General features: G+C 74.5%; 11 protein-coding genes. All 11 read left to right on the forward strand.

Features of this window, described 5'->3' with window-relative positions; genetic code table 11:
* Positions 1 to 144 precede the first annotated feature (144 nt).
* Complete coding sequence (locus tag RB146_13410) at positions 145 to 2,250, forward strand: HDIG domain-containing protein (GenBank protein MDQ7829965.1); 2,106 nt, start codon at positions 145 to 147, stop codon at positions 2,248 to 2,250.
* Positions 2,251 to 2,266: 16 nt separating this feature from the next.
* On the forward strand, positions 2,267 to 2,752 hold the full coding sequence (gene ybeY, locus RB146_13415; GenBank protein MDQ7829966.1) for an rRNA maturation RNase YbeY: 486 nt from the start codon (positions 2,267 to 2,269) through the stop codon (positions 2,750 to 2,752).
* On the forward strand, positions 2,749 to 3,174 hold the full coding sequence (locus RB146_13420; GenBank protein ID MDQ7829967.1) for a diacylglycerol kinase: 426 nt from the start codon (positions 2,749 to 2,751) through the stop codon (positions 3,172 to 3,174). Before ybeY ends, RB146_13420 begins: the two co-directional genes overlap by 4 nt.
* Positions 3,171 to 5,258: a TRAP transporter permease gene (locus tag RB146_13425; GenBank protein MDQ7829968.1), complete on the forward strand. Its 2,088-nt coding sequence runs from the start codon at positions 3,171 to 3,173 to the stop codon at positions 5,256 to 5,258. The genes RB146_13420 and RB146_13425 overlap by 4 nt, the downstream gene beginning before the upstream one ends.
* A 25-nt stretch (positions 5,259 to 5,283) precedes the next feature.
* Positions 5,284 to 5,772: a DUF1850 domain-containing protein gene (locus RB146_13430; GenBank protein ID MDQ7829969.1), complete on the forward strand. Its 489-nt coding sequence runs from the start codon at positions 5,284 to 5,286 to the stop codon at positions 5,770 to 5,772.
* Between the two features lie 92 nt (positions 5,773 to 5,864).
* Positions 5,865 to 7,163, forward strand: a complete 1,299-nt coding sequence (locus RB146_13435) for a hemolysin family protein (GenBank protein MDQ7829970.1) — start codon at positions 5,865 to 5,867, stop codon at positions 7,161 to 7,163.
* Positions 7,163 to 7,780 (forward strand): DUF502 domain-containing protein, encoded by a 618-nt coding sequence (locus RB146_13440; GenBank protein MDQ7829971.1) that lies wholly within the window; start codon positions 7,163 to 7,165, stop codon positions 7,778 to 7,780. Before RB146_13435 ends, RB146_13440 begins: the two co-directional genes overlap by 1 nt.
* Complete coding sequence (locus tag RB146_13445) at positions 7,777 to 8,310, forward strand: cytidine deaminase (GenBank protein MDQ7829972.1); 534 nt, start codon at positions 7,777 to 7,779, stop codon at positions 8,308 to 8,310. Before RB146_13440 ends, RB146_13445 begins: the two co-directional genes overlap by 4 nt.
* A 13-nt stretch (positions 8,311 to 8,323) precedes the next feature.
* The gene (gene era, locus RB146_13450) at positions 8,324 to 9,202 is read left to right on the forward strand and encodes a GTPase Era (GenBank protein ID MDQ7829973.1); all 879 of its coding nucleotides are present in this window, start codon (positions 8,324 to 8,326) and stop codon (positions 9,200 to 9,202) included.
* A gap of 120 nt (positions 9,203 to 9,322) precedes the next feature.
* Positions 9,323 to 10,666, forward strand: a complete 1,344-nt coding sequence (gene mgtE / locus RB146_13455) for a magnesium transporter (protein ID MDQ7829974.1) — start codon at positions 9,323 to 9,325, stop codon at positions 10,664 to 10,666.
* On the forward strand, positions 10,663 to 11,939 hold a 1,277-nt coding region (mgtE, locus tag RB146_13460; protein MDQ7829975.1), incomplete at its 3' end, for a magnesium transporter. The genes mgtE (RB146_13455) and mgtE (RB146_13460), both read left to right, overlap by 4 nt.

The raw sequence follows: 11,939 nt of genomic DNA on the forward strand, positions 1-11,939 counted from the left end.
TCCCGGATGCTCTGCGAGCTCATGGTGCCTCCTGATCCGGTAACCGGATTTATGAGGCAACACTACCCCGCTCGGTAACCTGAATTATGAGGCGGATCGCCCGCTAGACAAGGTCGAAGGCCCACCCCTACACTTGTAGGGCTTATGAGCGCCCTCGAGCGCGCGCGGCGGTTCCCGGTCACCGCGCTGGCGCACCCCGGGGTCCGCAAGGGCCTGATCGGGTTCCTCACCTTCCTCGCCCTCCTGGCCGCCACGGCGTTCCACGCGCTGCCGCGGCCGCTGGAGGTGCGCCCCGGCCAGATCGCCCCGCGCGACATCGAAGCCCCGCGCACGGTGGAGTACGTGGACGAGGTGCAGACCGCCGCCCGCCGCCGCCTGGCCGCGGCCGCCGTGGAGCCGGTCTACCGGCCGGCCCCGGCGGCCACGGCCTCGGCGCGCACCGCCGTGCGCCGCGTCTTCGACGCCCTCCTGCGGCTGCAGACCGCCGGACACCTCACCGTGCTGGAGCGCCGCGCGGCCCTGCGCGAGCAGGTGGGGGTGACGCTCGACCCGGAGGCGGTGGCCGCCGGGCTCTCCCTCGACCCCGCGGTGCTGCGCCAGGCCCAGCGCGCCGCCGAGGAGGTCGTGGTCGAGGTGATGGCCGAGGGGGTGCGCCTGGACCAGCTCGACGACGCCCGGGCCCGCGTGCGCCGCATGCTGCAGGCCTCCGGCCTGCGGGGGCGCGCCCTCACCGTGGCCAGTGCGGTCGGCCAGGCGGCGGTGCGCCCCAACCTCTTCGCTGACCAGGCGGCCACGCGCGCCCTGCGCCGTGAGGCGGCCGAGGCGGTCCAGCCGGTGCGCGTACGCGTCCTGCGCGGCGAGGTGATCGTCCGCCGCGGCGACCGCATCACCGAGGAGCACATGCAGCGCCTGGCCGCCCTCGGCCTGCTGGGCGCGCCCACGGGCTGGGAGACGGTGCTGGGCAGCGCGGCCGTGATCGCCCTCCTGCTCGCCGTCACCGCCGTCTACCTGGTCGAGTACCAGCGGGAGATCTGGCGGGTGGACCGCCACCTGCTCCTGTGGAGCCTGGTGGTGGTGCTCACGGCGGTGGTGGCGCGGGCGGTGATCGCCTCGCGCTACAACGTCTACCTGATCCCGGCCGCCGTGGGGCCCATCCTGCTGGCGACCCTCCTGCAGCCGCGCCTGGCCCTCCTCACCTCGGCGGTGCTGGCGCTGCTGCTCGGTCTCATGGGGGGCGGCGACTACCGCTTGGCCGTCGTCGCCTTCGTCGGCGGCATGGTGGGGGTGTACGCCATCCGCCGCATCAACCACCGCACCGACCTGGTGGTGGCCGGGCTGAAGGTGGGCCTGGCCACCGCCGCGACGGTGGGGGCGGTGGGGCTCTTCGAGCGCCACCCGCTCTACCCGCGCCTGGTCACCGACGCCGCCTTCGGCATGGCCAATGGGCTGCTCGTGGGGGTCATGAGCATCGGGCTGCTGCCCTACCTGGAGAACCTCTTCGGCCTGGTCACGCCGATCAAGCTGTTGGAGCTGAGCAACCCGGGCCACCCCCTGCTCCGCCGCCTGCAGCTGGAGGCGCCCGGCACCTACCACCACAGCATCATCGTGGCCAACCTGGCCGAGGCGGCGGCGGAGGCCATCGGTGCCGACCCGCTGCTGGTGCGCGTGGGCACCTACTACCACGACGTCGGCAAGATCCGCCGCCCGGTCTTCTTTCGGGAGAACCAGATCGGCGTGGAGAACCCCCACGAGCGGATGTCCCCCAGCCTCTCGGCGCTCGTGGTGGCGGCGCACGTGAAGGACGGGCTCGAGCTGGCGCGGGAGTACCGGCTGCCCCGGGTCATCGCCGACTTCATCCCCCAGCACCACGGGACGACGCTGATCGCCTACTTCTACCACCGGGCCCGGCAGCGCGGGGACGAGCCGGAGGCGGCCACCTACCGCTACGAGGGCCCCAAGCCCCAGTCGCGGGAGACGGCCATCGTCATGCTGGCGGACGGAGCGGAGGCAGCGGTGCGCTCGCTGCAGCGCCCCACGCCGGACCGCATCTACGAGGTGGTGCGCTCCATCATCCGCGACCGCCTGGAGGACGGGCAGCTGGACGAGTGCGACCTCACCTTCCGGGACCTGGAGCGGATCGCGCAGGCGTTCACGCGGATCCTCACCGGGATCTTCCACCCGCGCATCGAATACCCGGAGCTGGAGCGCGACGTCACCATGCGGCGCCAGCGCCTCGCCCGCATCCGCTGACGACGTGCGGGTGGCGGTGGCGAACCGACAGCGGGCGGTGCGGGTGTCAGCGGCGGCCCTGCGCCGGGCGGCGCGCCATGCTTTGCGGGCCGAGGGGGCACCGCGGGACGTGGAGCTGAGCATCGCGGTGGTGGACGACGCGGCGATCCGGGCGCTCAACCGGCGCTACCGCGGGGAGGACCGGGCCACGGACGTCCTGGCTTTCCCTCAGGCCCCGCCTGGCCGCTCGGGGCCCGGCCTGATGGCCCTCGGCGGTGGGCAAGGAGTGGTGTTGGGGGACGTGGTGCTCTCCGCCGAACGGGCGGCCGTGCAGGCTGCGGCGCTCGGGCACTCGACCGCCCGCGAACTCGCGCTCCTGGTCATCCACGGGGTCCTCCACCTGCTGGGCTACGACGACACCGCCCCGGCGGGGGCCCGGCGCATGCGCGCCCGTCAGGAGGCGCTCCTGGAGGCCTTCTACCGCCGGCGCCGGGCGGCGGCACGGGGCGCGAAGCGGCGGTGAAGCACACCCTCGCCCAGTCCTTCCGGTTTGCGCTCAGCGGCCTGGCCCTGGCCTGGCGCACGCAGCGGAACCTGCGCATCCACGCGGTGGCCGCCGCCGCGGTGGTCGTGGCCGTGGCCCTCCTGCCCCTGGGGAGTGCGGAGCGCGCGGTGCTCGTGCTGGCCGCGGCCCTCGTGGTGGCGGCCGAGCTGTTCAACACGGCGGTGGAGATGCTGGTCGACCTGCTGAGCTCCAACGGACGCCCCCCGGGTCATCCGGCCCGTCCAGACCCGGGGGCCCACGCCGCCAATCCCGACCGGGTAGCGGTCCACCCCCCATCCCCCGCCCGGGCGGCCAAGGACCTGGCCGCCGCCGCCGTCCTGGTGCTGGCCGCGGGCGCAGCCGCCGCCGGGGTTCTCGTCCTCCTCCCCCACCTGCCATGAGCGACCTCCCCCGCCCATCTCGTCCCCCCGACGTCCAGGTCTGGAGCGACCAGCCGGGCGGCCCGACCATCCCCCCGGCCGACCCCACCGTCCCCCCGGCCGACCGGGAAGCGGTGGAGGCCGTCCTGCGCGAGGTGGAGCCGGAGTTCGGCTACCGCCGGCTGGTCGGACCGTTCGCCGCGACGGTGGCGGTCATCGCCGGGCTCATGTCGCTCTTCCACCTCTACACGGCGCGCTTCGGCGCGCTGGAGACGCTGCGCCAGCGCTCCGCCCACCTGGCCTTCGTCATGGCCGTGGTCTTCCTGCTCTACCCCATCCGGCGCCGCCACAGCGACCAGCGCCGCTTCGGCGTGCTGGACGTCGTGCAGGCCCTCGTGGCGGTGGGCGTGATGCTCTACGTCTTCGTGAACCAGGCCGGGCTGGCGGTGCGGGCCGGGCGCCTCACCCCCCTGGACCTGGCCGTGGGCGTGCTGGGGGTGCTGGTCGTCCTGGAGGCCGGGCGGCGGGTGCTGGGCGTGCTGCCCTTCATCGCCCTGGTCCTCCTGGTCTACCCCTTCGTCGGCCACCTCCTCCCCGGCGCGCTGGGCGTCCCGCCGGTGACGGTGGCCCGGGTCATCGAGCACATGTTCTTCACCACCGAGGGGGTCTTCGGCATCCCCGTGGGCGTGTCGGCCACCTTCGTCTTCATGTTCGTGCTGCTGGGCGCGTTCCTGGAGCGCACCGGGCTCGGCCAGCTCTTCGTCGACATCGCCATGGCCCTGGCCGGGTGGATGACCGGCGGGCCGGCCAAGGTCTCCGTCCTCTCCAGCGCCTTCATCGGCACGGTCTCGGGCAGCTCGGTGGCCAATGTCGTCACCGACGGGGTCTTCAACATCCCCCTGATGAAGCGCCTGGGCTACCACCCGGTCTTCGCCGGCGGGGTGGAGGCGGCCACCTCGGTGGGCGGGCAGCTCATGCCGCCGGTGATGGGGGCGGCGGCCTTCGTCATGGCCGAGTTCCTCGGCGTGCCCTACCTGACCATCGCCAAGGCGGCGGCGCTGCCGGCCATCTTCTACTTCCTGGCCATGGCGATGATGATCCACTTCGAGGCGAAGCGGCTGGGCCTGCGCGGCCTGCCGCGCCACGAGCTGCCGTCGGTGCGCGCGATCCTGTGGAGCCGCGGCTACCTGGTGGCCCCGCTGGTCTTCGTCGTGGGCTTCCTCCTGGAGGGCTACACGCCGGTGACGGCGGCCTTCTGGGGGATCGTCGTCTCGGCGGCCGTCCACGTCATCACCGTGCTCAAGACCCACCGCGGCGCGCTGCCCGTTCGTCTCGCCGCCTACCTGCAGGACATCTGGGGCACGCTGGTCTACGGCGCCCGCAACGCCATCAGCGTGGCCGTCGCCACCGCCGTGGTGGGGATCATCATCGGCGTGGTCACCCTCACCGGGCTGGGGCTGAAGTTTGTCAGCCTGACCGTCGCCCTGGGCCAGCACAACCTCTTCCTGACGCTGGTGCTGGTGGCCGTCGCCTGCACCATCATCGGCTCGGGCATCCCCACCACCGCCACCTACATCATCCTGGCGGCCATCGCCGCGCCAGCGGTGGCCCAGCTCGGCGTCCCGCCGCTGGCGGCGCACCTCTTCATCTTCTACTTCGGGGTGATCGCCGACCTGACCCCGCCCGACGCGCTGGCGGCCTACGCCGCCGCCGGCATCGCCCGGGCCGACCCGCTGCGCACCGGGCTTGCCGCCACCCGCGTGGCGCTGGCCGGCATCATCGTCCCCTTCGTCTTCGTCTACTCCCCGGCCCTGCTGCTCCAGGGGGCCGGCCTGGAAGCCGTGGTGACGACGACGCTCACGGGCGTCCTCGGCGTCATCGCGCTCGCCGCCGCCGCCTCCGGGTACCTGTTGCGGCCGGCCTCGGCCCTGGAGCGGGTGCTCCTCCTGCTGGCGGCGGTCAGCCTGATCTTCCACCGGGTGACCTGGGACGTGGCCGGCGCGGTGCTCCTCGTCGGGGTGGCCTTGATCCAGCGGCTCCTCCCCCGGGCGGTCCTGCCGGCGAGAAGGGACAAACCCGACCTGGAGCGTGCGGAGGCGGGGTAGTGCGGCAGCGCGCGGAGGCGAGGTAGTGCGGCTGGTGGCAGCCGGGGCGGCGGGGGCGGCGGTGGTGCTGCTCGCCGCCCTGGCCTGGCCCGTGCGGGTGGTGACGGTCACCGTCATCCCGGCCGGAGCGGTGCGCCCGCGCGTCGCCCTGGAGGTCCCGCTGCGCGCGCCCCTGCCGCTGCGGGTGACCTACGTGCACTCGGTGGAGCGGACGCCCGTGGTCGAGCACTACGAGGCCGCGCGGCCGGGGCTGCGCCTGGTGGGGATGACCTTCACCGCGCAGGGGGCCGGCCTGCCCTCGAGCGGCTACACCACGGAGGACGGGCACTTCCAGCTGCGCGCGGACCGGGCGCTGCCGCGCCTGGCCATCCGGGTGAGCGCGGCGGCGCCGCCGCACCTGACGCTGGGCGGCACCACGCTCGACCTGCTGCGCCTGGCCGGCGACGGCGGGAGCGTGACCGTAGAGGTGCGGTGGCGCCCCTGGTGGCGCCTCCGCCCTGTGGTATACTGGTAGGTGACGTGACCGCGACGGGCGGAGAGTCGACTCTCCGCCTTTCGAGTTTCGGGCCGCCCGGCGAGCGGGCGGCCGGATGGTGATCGCACTCCTTGGACGCATCAGATAGTCCCCTCGGGCTGGTCCTGTACGTGGCCCTGGCCCTCCTGTCCGCCTGCGCCTCCACGGCGGAGGTGGCCCTGCTGGCGGCCAACCGCCAGCGCCTGCGCCAGCGGGCCGACGCCGGCGAGGCGCGGGCGCGCCGCGCCCTCCGCCTGATCGCCGACCCGGTGCGGGTCCACTCCACGCTGCTCGTGGCCGACACCCTGGCCAACGTTGGCGCGGCCGCCGTGGCGGTCGTGCTCTTCCTGCGCTGGTGGGGGCCGGGAGCGGCGGCGCTGGCGGCCTTCCTCGTCACCGCCGCGCTGCTGCTCCTCCTGGGGGAGCTCGTGCCCCGGGCGCTGGGGGCGCGCTTCGCCGACCGGCTGGCCCCGGTCCTGGCCGGACCGGTACAGGTCCTCGCCGTCGCGCTGGCGCCGCTCGTCCGGGCCCTGGCGCTGGCCGGCCGGGTGGTCGTCCTGCCGCTGGGGGCGCGCGTGCGCCCCAACGCGTTGGTGACGGAGGAGGAGATCCGGCTGCTGGTGGAGCGCGGCGAGGCCGAGGGGGTCATCGAGCGGGACGAGCGGGAGATGATCCACTCCATCTTCGAGTTCGGGGATACGGTGGCGCGGGAGGTGATGGTCCCGCGCATCGACATGGAGGCCATCGAGGACACCGCCACGGTGCGTCAGGCGGTAGACCGCCTGGTGGCCACCGGGCACTCGCGCCTGCCGGTCTTCCACGAGTCGCTGGACAACATCGTGGGCGTGCTCTACTACAAGGACCTGCTGCGGCCGCTGGCGGCGGGGCTGGCCGACGCGCCGGTGCGCCAGTTCATGCGGCCGGCCTACTTCATCCCCGAGTCGAAGCGCCTCGACGAGCTCTTCCGGGAGATGCAGCGGCGCAAGGTCCACATGGCCGTGGTGGTGGACGAGTACGGCGGGACGGCGGGGCTCGTCACGCTGGAGGACCTGCTGGAGGAGATCGTCGGCCCCATCCTGGACGAATACGACGTGGAGGAACCGCTGGTCGAGGTGGTGAGCGACCGCGAGGCGGTGGTGGCCGGGCGCATGCACCTGGAGGAGGTGAACGACCTCCTCCACCTGGCCCTCCCCGTCGGCGAGGTGGATACCATCGGCGGCTTCGTCACCAGCCTGCTGGGGCGCGTCCCCGAGGCGGGAGAGCGCGTCGCCTACGACGGGGTGGAGATCGTCGTGGAGCGCGTGGACGGGCCGCGGGTCGCCGCCGTGCGCATCCGCCGGGTGCCGGAGGGGGCGCCCGTGGCGCGCGCGGCCGGGGGCCCCGAGGCGTAGTGCGCCACCGCCTGCGCACCTACCTGATCGCCGGCCTGCTGGTCGTCCTGCCACTGGCGGTCACCTTCCTGGTCCTGCGCTGGCTCTTCACCACGCTGGACAGCGTCCTGCTGCCGCTCTTCCGGCGGCTGGGGTGGAACGTCCCGGGGCTCGGGCTCATCGCCGGGGTCGCGCTGATCCTGCTGGTGGGGGCGGTGGCCAGCAACATGCTGGGGCGGCGGGTCATCGCCTGGATCGAGGGACTGGTGTTGCGCCTGCCGCTGGCCCGGACGATCTACTCCTCCATCCGCGACCTGAGCAGCTCGATCCTGGGGGACCGCCGGGCGGCCTTCCAGCAGGTCGTCCTCATCGAGTGGCCGCGCCGGGGGACCTATGCGCTCGGTTTCATCACAGGGCGGCATGCGGGTCCGGGGGGCGAGGCGGTGCACGTCTTCGTCCCCGGCACTCCCAACCCCACCGCCGGGTTCGTGGTCATCACCCGGCCCGACGAAGCGGTCCCGGTGGCCCTCACCGTCGAGGAGGCGCTGCGCTTCATCATCTCCGGCGGCATGTCCCGTCCGCCGGAGGCGCTCGTCGCCGCCATCGGCCAGCGACGACGGGAGGAGGTGGCCTCGTGACACCCCGGGGCGCCGCCGCGGCCCGCGCGACGGCGGTCCGGCCGGTGCGGGGGGCCGGCGCCACCCCCGCAGCCCTGGTGGCCGCGGCGCGCGCATCCCGCCGCCGGGCGTACGCGCCCTACTCCGGCTACCGCGTGGGGGCCGCCGTGCTGACCGCCGACGGGGCGGTCTTTACCGGGGCCAACGTGGAGAACGCGTCGTACGGGCTCTCGCTGTGCGCCGAGCGTGCGGCCATCATCACGGCCGTGGCGGCCGGGCACCGCCGCCTGCGCGCCGTGGCCGTGGCCGTGGGCGGGCCCGAGGCCGCCCCCTGCGGGGCCTGCCGCCAGGTGATGGCGGAGTTTGGGGTGACGGAGGTCTACCTGGCCGGTCGGGGCGGGCGGGTGCAGGTGCGCCGGCTCGCGGACCTCCTGCCGGGTGCGTTCACCCGCGCCGCGCTGGCGGCCGCCCGGCCCCGGGCCCGCGACCGCGGTACCCGCACCCCGGCTCATGCCGGACGGACCCCGCGCCGCGCCCGCCCCCGTCGCTGACGGGGCGCCGCCGGTGCACCGGTCCGGGTTCGTCGCCCTGGCCGGCCGCCCCAACGTCGGGAAGTCCACCCTGCTCAACCAGCTGCTGGGGACGAAGGTGGCCATCACCGCCCCCGTGCCGCAGACCACCCGCACCGTCCTGCGCGGCATCCTGCACCGTCCCGACGCCCAGGTGGTCTTCATCGACACGCCCGGCCTGCACCGGCCGCGCCACCAGCTCGGGGCCATCATGGTGGAGGTGGCCCGGCGGGCCCTGCACGACGCCGACGTGGTGGCGTGGGTGGTGGACGCCTCCGCCCCGCTCACCGAGGAGGACCGCACCGTAGCCGCGGCGCTGCGCGGCGTCCGCGCGCCGGTGGTGCTGGCGGTGAACAAGGTGGACCGCTCGGGGGCCGATCCCGGGCGTGCCGAGGCGGAGGCCCGGACGCTGGTGCCGCTGGCGGCAGCCTACCGCCTCTCCGCGGTGACGGGGGAGGGGGTGGAGGCCTTCCTCCAGGGGCTGATCGCCCACCTCCCCGAAGGGCCCGCCTACTACCCGGAGGAGATGCTCACCGACCAGCCGGAGCAGTTCCTGGTGCGGGAGCTCATCCGCGAGCAGGTGATCCACCACACCCGGGAAGAGGTCCCGCACGCGGTGGCGGTGGAGGTCGAGGAGTTCGCCGAGCGGCCCGACGGCACCCTCTACGTGCGCGCCACCATCCACGTGGAGCGCCCCTCCCAGAAGAAGATCCTCATCGGGCGCGGCGGGGCGATGCTGCGGGCCATCGGCACGGCCGCGCGCCGCGAGGTGGAGGCGCTGCTGGGCCGCCGCTGCTACCTGGACCTCTGGGTGACGGTCACGCCCGACTGGCGCGAGAAGCCCGCCCTCATCCGCGCCTTCTACCCCGAGTAGCCGGGCGGCGCCCGAGTAGCCAGGGGGCGCCGGCCGCGAGCTCCCGCGGCCTTGTCGGGCCTCCCGCCCGACGGCAGCATGGAGGGAGGCGGTGGGGCCTCCCCGCCGCCCGCCCGAGCCATGATCACCGACCCCTTCGTCCGCGAGGCCGCCGCCGCGCTGGAGTCGCGCACCGTCGGGCGCCTCCACACCCTGATCGAGGGCCTCCATCCGGCTGACCTGGCCGAGCTGCTGCGCCGCCTCGCGGAACCGCACCGCCTCGCCCTCCTCCTCCTGCTCGACGAGGAGCGCGCCGCCGCCGTCCTGGAGGAACTGGAGCCGGACGAGCAGGTGGGCCTCGTGCGCGCGCTCACCGACGAGCAGGTCTCCGGGCTGCTCGAGGAGATGGCCACCGACGAGGTGGTGGACCTGCTGGGGGAGCTGCCGGCCGAGCGCGTCGGCCGGTTGCTGCGCCTCATGGGGGCCGAGGAGGCGGAGCGCATCCGCCAGCTGTTGCGCTTCCCCGAGGGGAGCGCCGGGGCGCTCATGACCACCGACCTGGTCACCGTCCCCGCCGACCTCACGGTGGGGCAGGCCATCGCCGAGGTGCGCCGGCGCGGGCGGGAGGCGGAGCTGCTCTACTACGTCTACGTTACCGAGGGCGCGCGGCTGGTGGGCGTGGTCACCCTGCGCCAGCTCATCGTCGCCCCGCCGGACGCCCCCCTGCGCGAGGTGATGACCACGGGACTGGTGACGACCAGCCCCTGGGCCGACCGCGAGCAGGTGGCGCACCTGATCGAGAAGTACGACCTGCTGGCCGTGCCGGTGGTGGACGGGGCCGGGCGGCTGCTCGGCATCGTCACCGCCGACGACATCCTGGAGGTCGTGGAGGAGGAGGCCAGCGAGGAGGTCTTCACCCTCACCGGCCCGGTGGCCGAGGAGACGCTGCAGCTGGACGGCTTCCCCTGGTCGGCGGCGCGGCGGCGGACCTTCTGGATGGTGGTGAACTTCGGCACGGCGCTGCTGGCGGCGGCGGTGGTCGGGCTCTTCACCCCGGTGATCGAGACCTTCCTGGTGCTGGTCTTCTTCATGCCGCTGATGATGGCCACCGCCGGCAACGTGGCCACGCAGTCCCTCGCCCTCACCGTGCGCGGGCTGGCCGGTCCGCGCCCGCCGCGCCTGGGGACGGCCCTGCGCCGCGAGGCCACGACCGGGCTGCGCCTGGGGTTGGGGGTGGGGGCGCTGCTGGGGGGCGTGGGGGTGGCCTGGCAGCACGACCCCTGGCTCGGCCTGGTCCTCCTCCTGGCCATGCTGGTCACGCTGACCGTGGCGGCCGCCGCCGGGGTCCTCGTCCCCGTGGCGCTGCGCCGGGCCCGGGTCGACCCCGCGATCGCGGCCGGGCCGATCGTCACCACTGTCACCGACCTGGCCAGCGTCACGCTCTACTTCTCCCTGGCCGCAGTCCTGCTGCGGTTGCGCCCATGACCACGCTCGAGCCCCGCCTTCAGGCGCTGCGCGACCGGACCCTGCGGCTCCACCCCGCGGACGCGGCGGAGCTCCTGCGGGACCTCCCCGACCAGGACCTGGCCCAGGTCCTCGCCTCCCTTCCCCCGCCGCAGGCTGGGCTGGTCCTGGAGGCGCTGGGACCGGAGCGGGTGGAACCGGTCCTCCCGCTGCTGGGTGTGGAGCGCGCCTCCGACCTCCTGGAGGAGATGTCCAGCGACGAGGCCGCCGACCTCCTGAGCGAGCTCGGCCCCGAGGCGGCCGGGCGATTGCTGGCCACGATGGCCCCTCCGGAGGCCGGGCGCGTCCTCCCGCTCCTCCCCTACCGGGAGGGGACGGCGGGGGCCCTCATGGCCACCGAGGTGGTCACCCTGCCGCAGGGGATCACCGCCGGCGAGGCCCTGGAGGTGCTGCGCCGGCGCGCCCCCGACGCCGAGACCATCTACTACGTCTACGTGGTGGACGCGCAGGGGCGGCTGGTCGGCGTCCTCTCGCTGCGCGACCTCATCCTGGCCGACCCCGACCGGGCCATCGACGAGATCACCAACGACCGCGTCATCGCCGTGCGCGCCGACGAGGACCAGGAGGCGGTGGCGCGCCTCTTCGACCGGTACGGGCTGCTGGCGCTGCCCGTGGTGGACGGTGAGCGCCGGCTGCTGGGCGTCGTCACCCTGGACGACGTGCTGGACGTCCTCGAGGAGGAGGCCGAGGAGGACATCCTCAAGCTCTCCGGCGTGGGCGAGGACGCGGCCCGGGTGGAGGGGGAGGAGCTCCGCACCGACCGCATGGCGCTGTTGCGCCTGCCCTGGCTGCTGCTGGCGGTGTTGATCGAGCTGGTCGGGGCGCGGGTCATCGAAGGGTTCGCCGGCGCGCTGCGCACGCTCGTGGCCATCGCCTACTTCATCCCCGTGCTCAACAGCATGGCCGGGAACCTGGGCATCCAGACGGTGGCCCTGGTGGTGCGCGGGTACGCCCGCGGGGAGATCGCCCCGGAGCGGTTGCCGGCGCTCCTCCTGCGGGAGGTGGCCGTGGCGGCGGTGATCGCCGCGGCCAGCGCCGCCCTGGTGGCCGGCGTGGCCCTGGGGTGGCAGGGCGTCCCCACGCTGGCGCTGATCACCGGGATCGCCATGGCGGTCGCCCTGCTCATCGCCGCCGCCGCCGGGATGACCATCCCCTTGCTGCTCATCCGCGCCGGCCGCGACCCCGCGGTGGCCTCGGGGCCGCTGGTGACCTCGCTGCTCGACCTCAGCACGGT

This window comes from Armatimonadota bacterium, from assembly GCA_031081585.1.
Lineage (GTDB): Bacteria > Sysuimicrobiota > Sysuimicrobiia > Sysuimicrobiales > Humicultoraceae > Geohabitans > Geohabitans tengchongensis.